General features: G+C 60.8%; 15 protein-coding genes. 13 read left to right on the top strand and 2 right to left on the bottom strand.

The window, feature by feature from the left end; genetic code table 11:
- The first annotated feature begins 145 nt into the window (after positions 1-145).
- Both HMPREF2712_RS07530 and HMPREF2712_RS07525 read left to right on the top strand, forming a co-directional pair.
- The gene (locus tag HMPREF2712_RS07530; protein WP_070819653.1) at positions 146-397 is read left to right on the top strand and encodes a DNA mismatch repair protein; all 252 of its coding nucleotides are present in this window, start codon (positions 146-148) and stop codon (positions 395-397) included.
- A 360-nt stretch (positions 398-757) separates the two neighbouring features.
- Entirely contained in the window at positions 758-1,009 is a 252-nt protein-coding gene (locus HMPREF2712_RS07525; RefSeq protein ID WP_070819652.1) for a DNA mismatch repair protein, read from the top strand.
- 243 nt (positions 1,010-1,252) lie between these two features.
- On the opposite strand, the gene HMPREF2712_RS07520 is transcribed toward HMPREF2712_RS07525, so the two are convergent.
- Both HMPREF2712_RS07520 and HMPREF2712_RS07515 read right to left on the bottom strand, forming a co-directional pair.
- Positions 1,253-2,380 carry a glycosyltransferase family 4 protein gene (locus HMPREF2712_RS07520; RefSeq protein ID WP_070819651.1) on the bottom strand — a complete coding sequence of 376 codons (1,128 nt, stop codon included), beginning with the start codon at positions 2,378-2,380 and terminating at the stop codon, positions 1,253-1,255.
- A 9-nt stretch (positions 2,381-2,389) separates the two neighbouring features.
- Positions 2,390-3,430 (bottom strand): alpha/beta fold hydrolase, encoded by a 1,041-nt coding sequence (locus HMPREF2712_RS07515; RefSeq protein ID WP_070819650.1) that lies wholly within the window; start codon positions 3,428-3,430, stop codon positions 2,390-2,392.
- Positions 3,431-3,730: 300 nt separating this feature from the next.
- Between HMPREF2712_RS07515 and leuS the strand changes: the two genes are divergently transcribed.
- From leuS to HMPREF2712_RS07460, 11 genes are all read left to right on the top strand, one after another.
- Positions 3,731-6,172, top strand: coding sequence for a leucine--tRNA ligase (gene leuS / locus HMPREF2712_RS07510; RefSeq protein ID WP_210401022.1), 2,442 nt, complete (start codon positions 3,731-3,733; stop codon positions 6,170-6,172).
- A 178-nt stretch (positions 6,173-6,350) separates the two neighbouring features.
- The gene (locus HMPREF2712_RS07505) at positions 6,351-7,424 is read left to right on the top strand and encodes a DegV family protein (RefSeq protein ID WP_070819648.1); all 1,074 of its coding nucleotides are present in this window, start codon (positions 6,351-6,353) and stop codon (positions 7,422-7,424) included.
- Between the two features lie 608 nt (positions 7,425-8,032).
- The gene (gap, locus tag HMPREF2712_RS07500) at positions 8,033-9,037 is read left to right on the top strand and encodes a type I glyceraldehyde-3-phosphate dehydrogenase (protein WP_005506148.1); all 1,005 of its coding nucleotides are present in this window, start codon (positions 8,033-8,035) and stop codon (positions 9,035-9,037) included.
- Positions 9,038-9,379: 342 nt separating this feature from the next.
- Complete coding sequence (pgk, locus tag HMPREF2712_RS07495; protein ID WP_070819647.1) at positions 9,380-10,603, top strand: phosphoglycerate kinase; 1,224 nt, start codon at positions 9,380-9,382, stop codon at positions 10,601-10,603.
- Between the two features lie 437 nt (positions 10,604-11,040).
- Positions 11,041-11,631 carry a DUF6318 family protein gene (locus HMPREF2712_RS07490; RefSeq protein WP_070819646.1) on the top strand — a complete coding sequence of 197 codons (591 nt, stop codon included), beginning with the start codon at positions 11,041-11,043 and terminating at the stop codon, positions 11,629-11,631.
- Positions 11,632-11,709: 78 nt separating this feature from the next.
- On the top strand, positions 11,710-12,498 hold the full coding sequence (locus HMPREF2712_RS07485) for a DUF6318 family protein (RefSeq protein WP_246828692.1): 789 nt from the start codon (positions 11,710-11,712) through the stop codon (positions 12,496-12,498).
- 259 nt (positions 12,499-12,757) lie between these two features.
- Positions 12,758-13,534 carry a triose-phosphate isomerase gene (tpiA, locus tag HMPREF2712_RS07480; RefSeq protein ID WP_070819644.1) on the top strand — a complete coding sequence of 259 codons (777 nt, stop codon included), beginning with the start codon at positions 12,758-12,760 and terminating at the stop codon, positions 13,532-13,534.
- A gap of 237 nt (positions 13,535-13,771) precedes the next feature.
- Complete coding sequence (locus HMPREF2712_RS07475; RefSeq protein WP_044143857.1) at positions 13,772-14,236, top strand: hypothetical protein; 465 nt, start codon at positions 13,772-13,774, stop codon at positions 14,234-14,236.
- Positions 14,237-14,344: 108 nt separating this feature from the next.
- Positions 14,345-14,602 (top strand): preprotein translocase subunit SecG, encoded by a 258-nt coding sequence (secG, locus tag HMPREF2712_RS07470; RefSeq protein WP_005506130.1) that lies wholly within the window; start codon positions 14,345-14,347, stop codon positions 14,600-14,602.
- Between the two features lie 188 nt (positions 14,603-14,790).
- Positions 14,791-16,200 carry an SWIM zinc finger family protein gene (locus tag HMPREF2712_RS07465; protein WP_070819643.1) on the top strand — a complete coding sequence of 470 codons (1,410 nt, stop codon included), beginning with the start codon at positions 14,791-14,793 and terminating at the stop codon, positions 16,198-16,200.
- Between the two features lie 69 nt (positions 16,201-16,269).
- Complete coding sequence (locus tag HMPREF2712_RS07460; protein ID WP_070819642.1) at positions 16,270-19,041, top strand: DUF6493 family protein; 2,772 nt, start codon at positions 16,270-16,272, stop codon at positions 19,039-19,041.
- The last annotated feature ends 46 nt before the right edge of the window (positions 19,042-19,087 follow it).

Here is a 19,087-nt window from a genome sequence, read left to right as displayed (position 1 = left end):
TAATTGGCGTAGTCTTCGTATCCACGGTAATATATTCAGCACTGCGGATACTATTTCGACGCTTGTCGAGGTGGTATTGGCGGTATCTATCACTCAACTCCGCGTGCGCTTCACAACCGCACGCACCTAAGAAAGATAAATACTGATGACTCAGACTCTCATCACCCCCGCCTACGAAAAAGCAGGCGGAGGTTCTGCTGTTGCACGCGCTAACCGCATTAGCCACCCCAATGTTGAACTACTCGCGGACATGACCGTGGCTCAGCGTAATGCAGTGTTCCGTTACCTGGCGCGTTTCCCCGACCTGGATGACGCCCAGATTTTCTACGCGTACGGTCACGCTTACGAGCTGGCTCGTAAGGACGCTGAACGCGGTCTCTACGCAACTATGGCGTAGCATGCATAATTAGCTTTGGAAATGCTGCTGCACTCTGTGTGAGTGCGGCAGCATTTCTGCTTTTCGGGCTGGCTTTCACGCTGGCTTTCGGGTGGGTTTTAGTTCGGTGGGGAACTCGGCGGTCGTATGCCGCTATGATGCCCCTGATTTCTTCCTGACAACCAGGGACGTGTCCACTATGGGGGCGTTCCCTGGTGGTTCTTGAACATTGATTAGCTCTTGGGTAGTTTAGAGGTATCACAACCACTACTGCGAAGAGACTTCCGATGATCTCCGTAGGTTCTTTTCGCGGTGTTATATGTAGCGTCTGCATTGTTGCGGCGCTACCCTAAGAAACGCCCTAAGGAAAGGTGCTCACCGATGAGCTTCACCAATATCACCTCCGATTACGAGCCCCAGTTCGGCAATTCGGCACCGAGCCGCGACAACGGCATTACTCACCCGGATCCTGTGCTGCTGTCCTCGATGACGAAGGCTCAGCGTGGCGCGGTGTGCCGCTACCTGGCTCGATTTGCTGAGCTGGATGACGCGAAGATTTTCTACGCGTACGGTCATGCGGATGAGCTGGCTGCGAAGGAAGCGGCTCGTACCGGTAGCTTTGCTACGGTCTAAGGATTTCTGCCCCGGTGTGATGCGGTGAGGCTGCACCTTCCGGATGCGCCCTCAGGGTGCCCGAGCTCTGCGAGGGCGGGTTCCCTGCGTCGGCGCGGAGGAAGTGCGTAGCGAACCGCCGCTGTATATGGTTGCGGCAAGCCGCATACGCTACCCGGCGCCCATGAATTGAATATGAGAATGCCGCCGCACCCTCCCGAGTTTCGGGGGAGTGCGGCGGCATTTCTTTGCCCAACGCAAGCTTTAGAGCCCGCGCACGACCTCCAGCAGCTTGAGCGCCGAGTCGCGCCAGGAGTAGCGGCGCACATCCGACAAGCCGTCAATAATCACGCGCTCGCGAACGGCGGTGTCCTCCAGGGAACGAATTGCCTTGACCCAGTCGGCGGCGTGCGCCTCCGGGGCACCGTCAACCGGCGCGAACGCGGCGTGCGGGGCGATCTCACGGAAAATCGGGATGTCACTAATCACCGCGGGGCAACCGGCAGCCTGGGCCTCAACCACGGGCAGACCGTAACCCTCCTCGCGGGAGGCAGTCACCAGCGCGTGCGCCTGGCGGAGCAGCTGCTGGTACTCCTCATCGCTCACGCCGTTGTGCACCTCCACGTTCTCACCGATGAGGCGCTCGTCGGTGAGCTGCACCAGACGCTGCGGCGGCATCTTCGACAGCAGGTGCAGGCGGTAATCCGGCAGGGAACGCATCGCCAGCAACAGGGTTTCTACGTTCTTGTACGGCATGAACGAACCCATGTACACCAGGTGCTTGACGGGCTGCTCTTCGCGGGTGGTGGCGCGTTCCAGCGCGGTCTGGCGGGAGACGATGCTGCCGGGCTGCGGGGCGTTGGGCACCACGAACAGCGGCTTGGTGGTCAGCTCGTGCTCACGAATCAGTGAGGCGGTCGACTCAGAAACCGTCACGACCGCGTCGCCGTGGTTGAGCAGGAAGCGCTGCGGGGCGTAGGTCTTGTGGAAGAGTCGCCAGCCCACGCGCACCGGTGCGGGCAGGAACCCGGGCGGGGTCGGGTGCGAGTAGTAAATCAGGTCGTGCAGGGTGAGGATCAGCTTGAATTTGCGTCCGGTGGAGCCGATGGTCTGCATGGGGGAGAACACCACGTCCGGCGCGTACTTATTCAGCTGCAGCGAGGCGGTCGGTTCGAGTGGGCCGGTGGGCGAGCAGATTTTCACGTGCGGCAAATCGGGCAGCATGTCCAGCTGACGTTCGTCGCTAATAATCATGGTCAGGTCGAGGTCGGTGGCGGCTTCGTCGCCGGTGTCGATGAGGGTTTTGAGCGCGCCCAGCAGGGACGCAGTGTAGCGGCTGATGCCGTCGTGGAAGCCGATACGGGTGTATCGGGCGTCAACCATGAGTTTCATGTTGGTTCCTTACTTCTCGTTCCCTGAGTGGTCGGCGGCGAAATCGGCGATGAGTTCCGCGGCGCGGCGAGGGGTTTCGTAGTGGATGAGGTGCCCGACTTCGGGGATCATGTCCAGGCGCTCGCGGGCACCGGTCGAAGTAGCGGGTAGGTCGCGGGAGGTCAGCGTCGCGTACATGGCGCGAGCTGTTTCGGGGGTGCCCAGGTCGTCGTCTTCAGCAACGAGCATCTGCACGGGTACTCGGATGGCGGCGGCGTATTCGGCGGCGGTGTGCGTAATGGACGCTTCGTAGGCGCTGAGCACTCCGCGGCGGGAGCCGAAGGAGCCGAAGTAGGCGGCGTGCTGGCCGTTGATGAAGCGGCGCATTGCTTTGTCTTTGGTGCGCATCATGACTTCGCTGGAGGCGCGGGTAATCAGCTGTGAACGCAGTAGCGGGTAGCCGATTTTTTCGGGTAGTGCCGCGCCGGTGCGGTAGTAGAGGGAGGCAAGGCGGGAGGCGACGCGCTGACTGCCTTCGAGGGCGGGTTCGCTGATGGGGTTGATGAGCGAGAGCAGCGTGAGCGAGTTCGGGTGTGCGGCGGCGAAGGCGCTGGTGACGATGGAACCGAAGGAGTGGCCGACCACGTGCAGCGGCAGGCGCTGTGCATCCTCACGGGCGGGGTTGATGTGTTCCACAAAGTCGTTCAGCCACGCCACGTACGCGTCGATGCTGTCCTCACCCTGGGTGTTTTCGGGCAGGTCTGCGGAGCGGCCAAAGCCGGGCAGGTCGGGGCTGATGATGCTGACGTTCGGGATGAGCTTCAGCAGGTAGTTCGCGATGATTTCGAGGCCGTGGTGGTCGCCGCGGAAGCCGTGCACGAGCAGCACGGGGTAGGAGCCTTCGGGGAAGGTTCCGTCGTTCATGCCTTTGCCGTACTGCCAGTAGCGGGTCATGACCGCCTGCGCGCCGTCACCAATGAGGGCGTCGTGGCGGGTGCCGGGAATGAGCGGGCCGGGCACGCCCTCAAGAACTGAGGTGTTGGGGGAGTCCGGGGTAACGGTGGAGGTCATGGGTACCTTTCGCGGGTTGGGTACTGGGACGGCTAAGTCCCGTTCTTAATTCTAGGGGAGAAGCCTGAAAGGGCTCTGAAACCCGACTGCCGCATCGGTGGTTGGGCGGGTGATTGCGCAGGTGGTCGGGTGGGTGGTGCCGTCCATTTGGTAGTCGAGACAGTCTCAACTCTGGCGCGGTGCGGGTTTCGCGTTACACTTGGAGGGTTAAGTTTTTATCAACCTGTCTTTATTTAAGGAATCGCTGTGTCTGCTCAGGTAGAGACCGAACGCAACGAAAATGCGTACGACTTCCGCGCTATGGAAGCCAAGTGGCGCCCCTACTGGGACGAAACGAAGGTTTTCCAGCCCACCGGTGACGCCCCCAAGGGCCGCAAGTATGTGCTGGATATGTTCCCGTACCCCTCCGGTGACCTTCACATGGGTCACGCGGAGGCATTCGCTATTGGTGACATGAACGCCCGCTACTTTAAGCAGTGCGGCTACGATGTTCTGCACCCGATTGGCTGGGACTCCTTCGGCCTGCCCGCTGAGAACGCAGCCATTAAGAACGACACTCACCCCAAGGAGTGGACGTACAAGAACATTGAGACTCAGGCTGAGTCCTTCAAGCGTTACGCTATTGCCGCTGACTGGAGCCGCCGCCTGCACACCTCGGACCCCGAGTACTACAAGTGGACTCAGTGGCTGTTCGAGCAGTTCTACAAGAAGGGCCTGGCGTACCGCAAGGACTCCATGGTCAACTGGTGCCCCAAGGACCAGACCGTGCTCGCGAACGAGCAGGTTGTCAACGGTGCGTGTGAGCGTTGCGGTACTACCGTGACTAAGAAGTCGCTGAACCAGTGGTACTTCAAGATCACTGATTACGCGCAGCAGCTGCTGGATGACATGGAGCAGCTGGAGGGCAAGTGGCCCGACCGTGTTCTGCTCATGCAGCGCAACTGGATCGGTCGCTCCGAGGGTGCTGAGGTGCGCTTCGAGATTGAGGCGACCGAGGATCAGCCTGCTGAGTCCTTCACCGTGTTCACCACCCGCCCGGACACCCTGTACGGCGCAACCTTCATCGTGGTTGCTGCGGATGCGGCGTTCGCCGAGCAGATCGTGGCACCCGAGCACAAGGCCGCCCTGGAGCAGTACCGCGAAGACATTAAGGCACTGAGCGATATTGACCGCCAGTCCTCCGACCGCGAGAAGACCGGCGTGTTCACCGGCCGCTACGCGATTAACCCGCTGACCGGCGCGAAGCTGCCCGTCTGGGCTTCTGACTACGTGCTCGCTGACTACGGTACCGGCGCGATTATGGCTGTGCCCGCGCACGACCAGCGTGACCTTGAGTTCGCCCTGAAGTTCGACCTGCCCATCGTGAAGGTCCTGGACGTTGAGAGCGCTGAGGACCCGGCTACCAGCGGTATTGCCGCAGCTGGTGACGGCGTGCTCATCAACTCCGGTGAGCTGACCGGCCTGCCGAAGGCTGAGGCGCTCGCTAAGGCTATTGAGCTGGTTGAGGCTGCCGGCACCGGTGAGGGTAAGGTCATTTACCGTCTGCGTGACTGGCTGCTGTCCCGCCAGCGTTTCTGGGGTACCCCCATCCCCGTGATTCACTGTGAGGATTGTGGCGAGGTTCTGGTTCCTGAGGATCAGCTGCCGGTGCTGCTGCCCGATAACCTGCGCGGTGAGCAGCTGGCTCCTAAGGGCCAGTCGCCCCTGGCCGCCGCTGATGACTGGGCGATTGTGCCTTGCCCTGAGTGTGGCAAGCAGGCTCGCCGTGACTCGGACACCATGGACACCTTCGTGGATTCCTCCTGGTACTTCCTGCGTTACGTTTCCCCGAACTACGACAAGGCTCCTTTCAACCCGCAGGCTATGAGCGAGTGGGGTGCCGTCGATATGTACGTTGGCGGTGTGGAGCACGCTATTCTGCACCTGCTGTACGCACGCTTCTTCACCAAGGTTGTTCGCGACCTGGGCCTGATCAAGCACGATGAGCCGTTCAAGGCGCTCATGAACCAGGGTCAGGTGCTCAACGGCGGTAAGGCGATGTCCAAGTCGCTGGGTAACGGCGTGAACCTGGGTGAGCAGCTCGACAAGTTCGGTGTGGACGCTATCCGCACCACCATGATTTTCGCGTCCCCGCCCGAGGATGACGTGGACTGGGCGGATGTTTCCCCGTCCGGTTCGCAGAAGTTCCTGGCTCGCGCATGGCGTGTGGCTCAGGACGTCACCAGCGAACCCGGCGTTGACGCAACCACCGGTGACTTGGAGTTGCAGAAGCTGATTGCTCGTACCGTGCACGAGGTTCAGGGCCTGCTGGATAACGGCAAGTTCAACGTGGTTGTTGCTAAGACCATGGAGCTTGTGAACGCTACCCGTAAGGCTATTGACTCCGGTGCTGGTGCGGCTGACCCGGCTGTCCGTAAGGCTGCTGAGACTATCGCTATTTTGTTGTCGCTGTACGCACCGTACACCGCTGAGGACATGTGGCACGCTCTCGGCCACGACACCCCGGTTCTGACCGCGGGCTTCCCCGAGGTTGACCCGGCTCTGCTGGTGGATGACACCGTCACCGCTATCGTGCAGATTAAGGGCAAGGTCAAGGCTCGTCTGGAGGTTGCGAAGGATATTTCCGAGCAGGAGCTTCAGGAGCTGGCTCTGGCGGATGCCGCTGTTCAGCGTTCGATTGGTGACGCTGAGATCCGCAAGGTGATTGTGCGTGCGCCTAAGCTCGTGAACATCGTGATCTAAGCTTTTTAGATAAAGTACAAGCCCCGCTGTGGCTTCGGTTCGTTCAACGGAACGAACCCGGAGGCGCGGCGGGGCTTTGCTGTACTGCGGTAGTGATGAGTGCCATAATGTTCAGGGAACGCTAGGAGAGGGTTCGTCATCGAATCACGCACTGACGAACCGGAAGAAGGGCCGGAATATGGAGCGAGAGAACAAAGCAGAGAACCGCATTGCCGTGGTGACCGATAGCGCCGCCGCCCTCGACCCGGAGCTCGTGCAGCGCCTGAGCGCTCGCGGTAATTTTGTGCTCGTTCCGATGCCGGTGACTATTCGCACGCCTGGTGAGCCGGATTGTCAGCTGCAGGATTTGACCGCCGCTGAGGTGGATGAGGCGATTATGCTTGCGCACGTGATGGGTCAGACGGTGAGCACTTCCGGGCCCGCGCCGGGCGTGTTTGCTGATGTGTATGACGAGTTGGCGTCGCGAGGTTTTACGCATGTGGTGTCGGTGCATCTGTCCGGTGAGCTCTCGGGTACGGTGGAGGCGGCACGCACCGGTGCCCGCCTCAGCCGCCTGGGTTCTAAGGGTGTGAGCGTGGTGGATAGCCGCACGGTCGCGGGTGCCTACGGTCATGCGGTGGTGCGTGCCCTGGAGGTGCTGAACTCTGCTTCCTCTGATTTTGTTCGGAGCCCTGACTACCCGAGCCCTGACTATCTGAGCTCGGAACAATTGAGCCCCGCGCAGCTGGTGGACTACATTCAGTCTGTCTGCGAGCAGTCCACGCTCTACTTCTATATCCCAACCCTTGATGCGTTGCGCCGCGGTGGCCGTGTTTCCCCGGCGTTGGCGATGGTGGGGCAGATGTTCCAGATTAAGCCGATTGGCACGATCACCGAGGGCAAGCTGGCGTATGTGGAGCGCCCCCGCACTGCGGCGCGCGCCCTGGAACGCTTGGTGGAGGTGACGGTACAGACCTGCCGCGAGCATCAGCATGCGGCGGCGCTCAGCTCTGCTTCAGTGGGCTCTACTGCCGCCGACCCCGCTAGTTCTTCGCTTGCCGCATCCCCGCGCGGTGAGGTGGTTGCGGTGCATCATGTGGGCAATGCGGCGCAGGCGCTGCAGCTGTATGAGCAGGTTCAGCAGATGCTGGGGGAGAGCTCCCTCGTTCATGATGCCGCCGTTTCTTCGGCGCCGGAGTTTTTGGTGAGTGCGTTGCCGCCGGTGCTGTCGGCTCATTCGGGGCTGGGTGCTGTGGCGCTGGTCGTTTATTAGGATCGTGTACTCGCCGCCTACCCGGCGTGCCCGTGCTGACCCTGTGCTGTGTGCTTGTGCTGTGTGTCCGCGGGGGTGCTCATGCGGTGTCCCGTATGATGCGCCGCGGGCGACACGAAACGCGACACGAAAACTGTGTGCCGGGAGCGTATTTAACCCGGTTTAAGGCTGTGGTGTGTCTTACGTTGGGCTCGTCTGTTTTCGCGTGAGAAATTGCACTGCGTGCGAGCGCATGGGGCGTCATTGAAACCCATTCGCAGGTGAAAGGGTATTTTTTACCCTCAGATTTTGCCTTGATATGGCGCGGTTTTTAGTAAATGTGCGTTTCATGTGTGTTTATGTTGCCGTGACCGTATCGCAACATTTTCTAAGCATGAACACAACGCAAACCAACAGAAAACAACGGGTTTTTGCCGGTTTTTATGGCGCAACTCACAAAAATTTCTCGATATAACACACCAAAACACACACAAACTAGGGTAGGATTATTACCAACAACGGCGGAACGCACCGGGCAACATAGAGCACGGACAAATCCGACTAAACCAGAGCCCACAAGGCATCGGATTTGTACCCCGCCACCAACGCACTGACAAGGAGATACTCCAGTGACTGTACGCGTAGCAATCAACGGCTTCGGCCGCATCGGCCGCACCTTCTTCCGCGCAGCTCAGACCGAGGGCGTCGGCTTCGAGATCGTCGCAATCAACGACCTCACCGATGTTGAGACCCTGGCACACCTGCTCAAGTACGACTCCATCATGGGTCGCTTCAACGCAGAGGTTGAGGTCAAGGAAGGCGCGCTGGTTGTTGACGGCAAGGAAATCAAGATCCTCGCTGAGCGTGACCCCCAGAACCTCCCCTGGAAGGACCTGGGCGTTGACGTAGTCCTCGAGTCCACCGGTTTCTTCACCGAAGGCAGCAAGGCAAAGGCACACATCGAGGCTGGCGCTAAGAAGGTTATCCTCTCCGCTCCCGGTAAGAACATTGACGGCACCTTTGTCATGGGTGTGAACGACGACCAGTACGATGCAGCTAACCACCACATCGTCTCCAACGCATCCTGCACCACCAACTGCCTTGCTCCGATGGCTAAGGTCCTGAACGACGCATTCGGCATCAAGCAGGGTCTGATGACCACCATCCACGCATACACCGCTGACCAGCGTCTGCAGGATGCTCCCCACCGCGACCTGCGCCGTGCACGCGCAGCAGCTGTGAACATGGTCCCCACCTCCACCGGTGCAGCAGCAGCTGTTGGCCTGGTTCTGCCCGAGCTGAAGGGTAAGCTGGACGGCTTCGCAGTCCGCGTTCCCACCATCACCGGCTCCATCACCGACCTGACCTTCACCGCTGAGCGCGAGGTCACCGTTGAGGAAGTCAACGCAGCAGTCAAGGCAGCAGCTGAGGGCCCCATGAAGGGCATCATCAAGTACAACGAGGATCCCATCGTGTCCAAGGACATCGAGGGTGAGCCCATCTCCACCGTCTTCGACGCACCGCTGACCAAGGTCATCGGCGACCAGGTGAAGGTTATCGCTTGGTACGACAACGAGTACGGCTACGTTGCACGCCTCGTGATGTTCACCAACAAGGTTGTGGCATCCCTCTAAGCCCCAATAGGCTTACGACGCTCACCAAGTGTAAGCGTCACCCCGCGTAACTAACGCATAGTGAACCCCGGCACCACCGCATCAAGCGGGGGAGTCGGGGTTTGCTGTACCAAGGCTCTGTCTAAAGGGTCTTAATAAAACCCCAAAATGTATAAACATACTATTTTCCGTCGCCCTTTTTGGGTCAAAAATACCGTAAGAAAATAGCTGATAGAGAGTGCGAATATCCGCGATATTCTGCGGAAAAACACCATATAAAAGCTATTTACTAGGCTGTCAATCACCCTAATGTTCGGTATGATGGAAACGGTATATAAACCCACCTATCCAGGAGGAATTCCTATGGCTAAGGCACTGTCCGAACTGCTCGAAGAAGGCGTCGCAGGCCGCCACGTTCTCGTCCGTTCCGACCTGAACGTACCCCTGAAGGACGGCGTTGTCACCGACGACGGCCGCGTCCGCGCATCCCTGCCCGTCATTGAGAAGCTTGCCAAGGCTGGCGCACGCGTTATCGTGACCGCACACCTGGGCCGCCCCAAGGGCAAGGTAGATCCCCAGTACTCCATCGCACCGGCAGCTGCACGCCTGGCTGAGCTGGCATCCGTGCCCGTGAAGGTTGCAACCGACCTGGTAGGCGAGGACGCAAAGGCTAAGGCAGCAGCCCTGGCTGACGGCGAAGTTCTGGTCGTTGAGAACGTCCGCTACGACGCACGCGAGACCTCCAAGGATGACGCAGAGCGCGGCGAGTTCGCTAACGAGCTGGTTGCACTGACCGGCGAGAACGGCGCATACGTGAACGACGCATTCGGCGCGGTTCACCGCAAGCACGCTTCCGTCTACGACGTTGCTAAGCGTCTGCCCGCATACCTGGGTGACCTGGTGAAGAAGGAAGTTGACGTTCTGGCTAAGACCCTGAACGATCCCGAGCGTCCCTTCGTTGTGGTCATGGGTGGCGCTAAGGTTTCCGATAAGCTCGCCGTGATTGACAACCTGATCGGTAAGGCTGACACCATCCTGATCGGTGGCGGTATGGGTTACACCTTCGCCTACGCACAGGGCTACGAGGTTGGCCAGTCGCTGCTGGAGAAGGACCAGGTCGAGAACGTTCTGCGCTACCTGAAGGAAGCTCCCGAGAAGGGCACCGAGATCATCACCGCAGTTGACGTTGTTTGGTCTGACGCATTCTCCGCTGACGCTAACACCGAGATCCGCCCCATTGAGGATCTGACCGGCGGTAAGCTTGGTGCAGAGGCTGAGGGCCTGGACATTGGCCCCAAGACCCGCGAAATCTTCGCTGAGAAGATTAAGGCTGCAAAGACCATCTTCTGGAACGGCCCCGTTGGCGTGTTCGAGATTGCTCCCTTCGCTGAGGGTACCCGCGCGGTTGCACAGGCTATCGTCGACTCTGACGCATTCTCCATCATTGGTGGTGGCGACTCCGCTTCGGCAGTTCGTAACCTGGGCTTCAAGGACGAGCAGTTCGGCCACATCTCCACCGGTGGTGGCGCTTCCCTCGAGTACATTGAGGGTAAGACCCTGCCCGGCCTGGAGGCACTGGGCGCCTAATCTGGGTGCACAGATTTAGTACACGGTTTTAGTGTAAGGAACCCCCGTCGGGGCGGTATTTCGGTACCGTTCCGGCGGGGGTTTCTGCATGCCCACTCATGCCCGGATAATCCTGCGCGGGCAGGGACGGGGCTGTTTCCTGGCTATATGCTGTGGATTCCCTAGATGTGCGGCCTGTACCTGGGAGGGATAGAGGCAGCTTTACTAGACTGGAAATGTACAGGTTCCCGGTGCTCACCGGGCGGTACCCATACGGTTACTGCGGGGGAGTGAAACAGGGAGCGCACGCACCTCCACAGGCAAACAAATACAGACAAGCGAATACATGCGGGCGAAGACGCCCAGGTGCTGAGCCCAACCGCCCCGAGCAGCCCAGAACCACCTCGGCAGCTTATGAAAACGGCAACTAGTGAACATCGAATCCAAGGAGGCAAAGAATGACCGTCAACACTCAAATGCTCTTTGACGAAAAAGACTACACCGGGACATACCCGTATGTAGCCGATGGCGTGATTGGGCCCTACACACCCGCAAACCGGGACCACCCCGCCTACTCGGCACCTGCCCCGGGCGTGAGGTACACGCCGAATGCTTACAAGGTGTCAAACCTGCGGCCCTACCTGGGCTACTACTACGCCTGCCAAAACTACATGATTCTCGCCTCCGAACCGGCAGTTCTGCGGATCGACAATATCAGCGAAGAAATGTTCTTCCCCGCCATTCAGGACCTCTACGAAGAGGGTAAAGGCTGGGTCATCACGCCTGCCTCTAAGGTTCTGACCATGAACCTTCTGGAGGGGCAGCCGCGCCTCATCGACGAGACGCTAAAAATTGTGGAATGGAACGTGCGGTTCGATATTCTTCCCGAAGTTCAGGTGTACCGCAAAGACACAAACCAGGTGTACCCCATCACCGATTTTGATACGCGCGGCCTGATCCGTGACGGCGCAATACACGGGACTCTACGCACACAATTCACGAATGAGTGGAGGCCCGTCCAATTCATCCCAGAAAATAGTTTGAGCTAGGGGAGGGAGAGCAACATGACGAATAACTTTGGTGGACCCGGATACGGCGGACCTGGATACAACGAGCAACGAGCACTCATGAGGTCTATGATTTCTCGCGCCAAGTTTATACGAGCTGGCGTGTTCGCCGGTGCCGCCCTCGTCGCGATAGCGTTTGGCTGGGGCACTAAACTGTTCAATGAGATGGGCTCGGAGTCCCAGGCCGATAAGAAGCGTGACCAGGAATTTGTGCGCCTGGAACCCACGGAGAAGTACGATGAGCTCCACAGCTTGGGGCCTTCCTCCGGGCCGCTGGTTTATACGGCATTCGAACGTAAGGGGCGCTTCATTCCTGCCACCGAGGCGCAGGCTGCGCAGAACGTGCCGTACCCTATTCAACAGCCCGGAATGGATAACTACGACCGCGCTGGCCTGTACGCGTTCTTGGCGTACTACTTCGCGTCGATGAATTACTTCTACCACACGGGCGATACGGAGCCTCTTTCTAAGGTCACGGACCCGGAAAAGGTGCTGCACCCCGAAATTCTTCGCCTGTACAGGGAGAAGCGCGGATGGGTTATTTCGGCTGACAAGAACGTGCTGAGCGCCAACGTTGTTGATGATTTTATTGCGGGTGAGAAACCTAAAAATACGAGCCGAAATATCCTGGTGAGCACCCTGTACACGACTAAGGCTAAGGACCTTGCGTTTTACGTTAAGGAGACGGGGGAGAAGCAGGATATCCGCAAATATTTGAAGTATCTGGGGCGTTTCTCGCTGGCTGTGGAGCATCTGCGTGGGCAGTGGGTGATTGTGGTTGACCGCGACGGCTACAGTAACCGCAACACCTACGAGCCGATTTACCCGCAAGGGTTCGGGCAGCTGTAGATTCTCTAGAAACCGAGGAAGTGCATCCGCAGGGGAAGCCACCATGAGGCTTCCCCTGCACCCGTTTAAATGGCTACAGAACCCGCAAAACGGCAAGGGTCGAAAGAAACCGATGAACGCGGGGTGAGAATAGTCAAGGCACAGCATAAAACTGCGCCGAACCAGTGAAAATATGCCGCCAACCCTCTAAAATAGAAAAGGAAAATTCCGAACAACAACCCCGCCCGGCATACCGCGCGGGAAAGCTAAGGAGCGAACTATGTCGCGTAAGCCCCTCATCGCAGGCAACTGGAAGATGAACCTCAACCACGCAGAGGCAGTCACCCTCGTCCAGAAGCTCGCATGGACCCTCGACGACGCAAACTTCAACTTCTCCGCAACCGAAGTAGCCGTCTTCCCGCCCTTCACCGACATCCGCTCCGTGCAGACCCTCGTCGAGGGCGACAAGCTGGACATCCTCTACGGCGGCCAGGACCTCTCCGTCCACGACTCCGGCGCATACACCGGCGAAATCTCCGGCGCATTCCTCTCCAAGCTCGGCGCAACCTTCGTGCTCGTCGGCCACTCCGAGCGCCGCACCTACCACCACGAAAGCGACGAGCTGTGCGCGGCAAAGGTCCAGGTAGCATACAAGCACGGCCTGACCCCCGTCCTCTGCGTCGGTGAGCCCCTCGAAATCCGCGAAGCAGGCACCCACGTCGAGTACACCCTCGAGCAGCTGCGCGGCTCCATCGCAGGTCTGACCGCAGAGCAGGCAGAAACCCTCGTCATCGCATACGAGCCCGTCTGGGCAATCGGCACCGGCAAGGTCGCAACCGCAGACGACGCACAGGAAATGTCCGCAGCAATCCGCGCAGAAATCGCTAAGCTCTACTCCGCAGACGTTGCAGAGAAGGTCCGCGTTCTCTACGGCGGCTCCGTCAAGTCCTCCTCCGCACCCTCCATCATGGGCAAGGAAGACGTGGACGGCGTGCTCGTCGGCGGCGCATCCCTGCAGGCTGACGAATTCGCAGCAATCGCACGCTTCGACGCATAAAACCCCGACGCACCACAGCGTCTCATAGCGTTACAGCGCCCGGCGGGTACCCACCCGACCGGGCGCTGAACCATTTAACCGCCACCGAGCTAGCGGCGGGCGTAAGAGGCGGGTGCATGAGCCGGGAGTAGGAATCAGGCATAAGAGGCGAGGGTAAGAGCCGGGCGCGTTCGCCCCTAACCGCAAAACCCACCCAGAATACGCCGACCCCGCGGTTCGCCCCGTACACTTAACGGCATGTTCAGCTTTGGTTTTTCCCTGGTCATCGCAGCCCTCGTCGGCATGATTCTCTACAGCTACCTGCGCAACCGCAAAGTGAGTGCCCCGCGCCTACCCGGCAATGACGGCGGCAACATCGGCTACGCGGGCGGCGCAGAATACCAGGAACCCTCGCCCGAATACCAGTACTTCGAGAGCCGCCGAGAAGCATTCCTCGACCAGCTCTACAGCCGCACCTCCTCACCGGAAATCCCCGTGACCCTCACCCTGCGTGACTGGGTAGACCAGGGCTTCTACGCTGAAGGAGGCGCCTACTGGGCAGCCGCGCAGCAGTTCACCTACTACCTCATCGACGGCGGATATGTGCGCGCCTACGACACCGAAGGCGACGAACTCACCGCCCAGCGTGTGCTCACCGACCGCCCCGCAGCCCTGCAACTGACCCCCAGCGAATACCAGCGCCGCAGCAACCGCGCCGCATAAAAAGCCGCCTCAACGTGACCGAATGGCGGCTGTAGCGTATAGTTAAACCCGTCTGTCTGCGCCCCGCAGTCCAGGCACCCCACCAGAAGACAACGAAGGAAGGTCCCCATGGACGTCATCATGAACGTACTCATGGTCATCATCGCCATCACCAGCGTGATCGCAGTAATGCTTGTGCTGCTCAACCGCGGTCAGGGCGGCGGCCTCTCCGATATGTTCGGCGGCGGTATGACCAACTCCCTGAACTCCTCCGGTATGGCGTCTAAGAACCTGATCCGCCTGACCGTCACCGTGATTGTTATCTGGGTTATCGCAGTGGTCCTGTACGGCCTGGCAATGCGCTTCAACGGCCAGATCGTCGTCTAGCCAGCCTCTACCAGAGCCCACGCCCACCCCACCGAGGGTGAGCCAAATAGAGCTTCTCCCCGGCAGTTCTCAACCGAGAATGCCGGGGATTTTTTATGCACCAAACGGCAATGACGAAAGCGGTAGCGGGACGCGAATCTTTACGGCATGATAGGACGTATACACCACATACGAAAGGCAAAGAAGCCATGAGCGCCTACACCCTCGATTACACGTACACCGCCCCGTCAGCCCTCATCGACGGCGCCGACTCCCGCGCGCTCAGCCTCGCCACCAGCGGCGGCAGCACCCCCGAAGGTGCCGCCTCCCACCCGTACTTCTTCTCCGGGTTCCTCGAACGAGCAGACGTCTACGCCACCGCACTACTGGTCGTCGCCAGGGTCGCCCGCACCCGCTTCTACGTGCCGCCCAGCTCCCTCGCCGGAGCCCTACGCGCCGCAGACCCCGTCGTCACCAGCACCGCCGAAGGCCTACGCTTCGAATCCTTCAGCGCCTGCTGCGGAGTGTACGCGCGCCTCGACGTTGACTCCAGCGCACTCGACGCCAGCCACAGCGCCGTAGGCGTCACCAACGTAGACGTCAACCCGCCCCTGCGTGCCGCGCTCGCCTCCCTCAGGGCAGGGGAGCCCATCCACCTGAACGTCGGCGACGACGGGCTGCTCACCACCACCCTTGACGGCTCCGTCATGGAAGAAAAAGTGCCGCTGCCCATCCGCTGGCTCAAGGGCTTTGCAGAAACGCAGATGCTCTCATCCCGCATGAGCCCGGTGCACAGCCTGGACGCTGCCGCCGCCCGAACTTTCATCCACTCCCTGCCGCGTAACTCCAGCACCAAGGCGGTCCTGTGGGCGACCCGTGCCGTGCGTTCCCTGCGGCTCGCCACCCGCGCCACCGCCGGATCCGTATGCGTGGCGGGCCCCGAGCGTCTGCGCGTGCTTGAGCCGCTCATCCGCCACATTCAGCGCCTGGACGCATACAGTGAGCCCGTGAGCGCCGGTAACGCGCCCGTGCCCAGCGTGTGGGTGGCGCACCTGCCCGGCGCACGCCTGAGCATTGGTTTGAGCCCCGAAAAGTCACGCGGGTTCTCCGGCGAGGGATCCGTGCTGCAGGCGCTGTCTAACCCGAACACCGCCCAGAACGCTGACATGCTCAGCGTGCTGCTTTCCTTCGAGCCGCGCATTGACGTGCCCGTCATGTCTGCCCGCGCCGGCCTGGATGAGGCGGCAACCCGCGACGCCCTCGCCCTGCTGGCTTCCTCCGGCCAGGTTGGTTTTGACGCGCACGCTGGCGAGTATTTCCACCGCCCGCTGCCCGTGCATCCGGAGGCGCTGACCGCCATGCACCCGCGCCTGGTCGGCGCGAAAAAGCTTGCCGACTCCGGCGCTATTGAGCGGGTCGGGGCGGGGGAGCACGGCACCGGTGAGTACAGTGTACGCAGCGGTGAGAACACGTACACCGTGGTGCTGCCCGCCGACCCGTACGCCGTGGAGGGGTACCTCTGCTCCTGCCCCTGGTGGTTGAAGTACCGCGGTACGCGAGGCCCCTGCAAGCATGCGCTGGCGGTCAGCATTCTCTACCGCGAACATGCCGCCGGTTAGACACACCACGCACCGCACTAAAAGACGACGCCTCAAAAGCTCGCCTCAGCTTCCTTCCGAAAGACCACCATGAGTAAACGCCCCGAAACGCACACCTTCCCCGAAGGTGTCATCACCGAGCCGCTCCCCGGCGAAGTCATTTACCCGCTCACCAGGCAGCAGAAAACCTGGAGCGACATCATGCACTTCAACCGCAACCTCGCCAACATCCTGGCGGTCGGCGGTACCCTCGAACAGATTTACCGCCGCTGGCAGTACTTCGACATCACCACCACCCCATACGGCTCCCAGCTCGGTAAAAACACGCCCGGAACCGTCACACAGGACCGCGTCAAAGCCTACGCAGAGTTCGGCTGGTTCACCGGAGGCGTTGCCATGCGCCTAGCTGAGCTCTACGGCGGGGCGCGCCTCGAACACGACGAGGACTACTACACCGCCCTCATCAATTGCGACCGCGAGCTGATCCTCCCGCTGCTGCGCGAGGACGAACAGCTCCGCGAAGAACTCATCTGGGGTATGCTCGCCGTCGAAGGTAACCGGGACGTATCCCTCACCCAGCGTGACTCTTACAAGCCCGGGCAGAAGGACAACAACCCCGGCTGGTCCTGCGCCCTCATCGAAGCCACCGAAACCGGGCTGATTAGCCGTGACCGCCTCATTGATGCGCTCCTGAGCTCCCTCATGAGCGACTTCCCGGCGTATCGGGTCGGCTGGTTCTCACGCCTGGTCACCGGACTCAAACTCACCGCCGAAGAAATTGCGGCACGTCAGAGCGAATTTCTGACGCTTTTCTCCTCGCCCATCGGCCCGAGTGTGACCCTCGGCGTGCAGCATATTCACCGCCTCTGGAGCAAAAACCCGCAGGCGCTGGATGCTATCGCCTTCGCCTACGCGGCACCCGCCGTATGCGCCGGAACCAAAGCAAACGCACTCAAAATCCTGACCATGCTCCAGGCGCTGTACCGGGCGGGCACCCTTGACTCTGCCGCCTGCGAAGACGCGGTAGCCATGGCGCTCAGACACACCCACGCGCAGGTGCAGGCAGCCGCCCTCAACCACCTCAAAGAATGGGTGCAGGCGGGCGCCGCAGACAACGCGGGCGCCGACGCTATCGTGTTCGCCGAGCGTGCCCGCGAACTCTACCGCGACTACCGACCCCAGCTCGATCCGCTGGTTGTGGCGCAGATTCAGGAAGAGGGCTCGCCGCTCCTCGAAGATGGGTACAGCCCGGAGAATAGCCAGGGGAGCGGTACCGAAAGCACCGCCCTGACTGAAGCTGCTGATATTGAGGCCGCCGCCGCGGAGGCGCTTGCCGCCTCCCGTGCCGTAATCCACCGGTACTGGGACACTCCCGTGCGCCCCGTGACCGCATCTGACGTGCAAGAACGCGCCCGTGCGCTCCTGCATCATCAGGTCGCGCCCTGCGCTACCCCCGACACTCTCAGCGAAGCAGACCAACCCGAAACGCACGCCGGGTGCGAGCTGGAGCTGGAACTGCTCACCGCCTACCTGCTCAGCGCCGACGGCACCGCGCAGAGTCCGAACCTGCTCGAACAGCTGGTTCCTATCTGCCTGAAAAAGCTGAACCACTGGGGTTTGACATGGTTCGACATGCGCGCACACTTGACGGTTCTTGCCGCCGCCGGGAAGCTGCGTGAGCGCCCGAAGGCGTCGGAGATGACCCCGAAGGAAGACCCCGGTACGGTGCCGAACCTGCACACCATGTACTCCCGCCACGCCACGTTCTTCAGCACCGGATTCAAGGATTCCCTCGGTGTGCTGCAGAGTAGGCAGAGCTACACGCCGCTCGCCACCCCTGAACTGTTCGGCGGGTGGGTGCATCCGGATACCCTGGTGCGCCGGTACGCCAAGAACCTGGCTGATGGAGCCCCCATCCTGCGCCAGGATTTCACGGCGGCGCTACTGCGTGTGCGTGTGCCGGAGGTGCTGCCTCCGTACGCTACCGACGAGCAGCGACAGGACGCACAGCGCCGCCGAGCTGAGGCGCTGACCCTGCTTGAAAGCCTCGAAGAGCAATACGTGAAGAACGCTCAGGAGGACGCTCCGCGCTCTGCTCCTACCCAGATTCGCGTGCTCCGCTCCGCCCTCGATGGCACCCTCGCCACCGGGCGCATCAACCCCTACCTGGAATCCATCACGGTATCCCAGCGGGAGAAAAGCTGGGGCCTTCAGCTGAACGGGGTGGCGCACGGTGCTTCCACCCCCGAGCTGAACGCTTTCCGCGGCCTCGCCACCGCCCACCACGACGAAGAAGGACAGTACGCCCTGCTCTACCCCTCGCGGGCAGAACCGCTGGCGTACTACTGCGCTAGTAGCAACTGGTACAGCTTGGATCACAGCGCCTTTGACCGGAGCCTGTATTTGGCGTTGGCGGCGCACCCCGGCGCGTGGGGTCCCGCCTGCGCGTTCGTGTTTGCCGCGGGCTTCTCGGAGCAGCGCGTCGAGATTCGTTTCCTCGCCGTGGAAATCATGCACCGCGTGCTGGACGACCAGCTCAGCCTTGAGGATGCTACCGCAGGCTTCGTGAACTTTGTGCCGCTGGCAATGCTGAACCGTTGGGCGCTCGCCCTGACCGACTTCGCCCAGCTGGATGCGCGGGCGGCGGTGCGCTTCTTCGCGCGCCTCATACCGCACCTGGATACCGGGGCGAACTCGCTCGGTAAGCTGCTGGGCGCCTTCAGCCAAGCGTTGGCGACTCTCGACCCTGCCACCCGTGCGCAGCTGGTGGATGAGCCGTTGCGTGCCTGGTTGGGTACGCTGACCGGTTCTTCGCAGAAGGCGCGGTATGCCCGGAATATCCTCAACCAGGTCCAGGGCTAACCGCTCAACCTGTCCCCGTTCAACACTTCCGTTCAACTCTTCACAA

The sequence above is a fragment of the Rothia sp. HMSC064F07 genome (assembly GCF_001837265.1).
GTDB lineage: Bacteria > Actinomycetota > Actinomycetes > Actinomycetales > Micrococcaceae > Rothia > Rothia mucilaginosa.
Note: the sequence above shows the minus strand (reverse complement) of the source record. Positions and strands in the feature narration are given on the sequence as shown.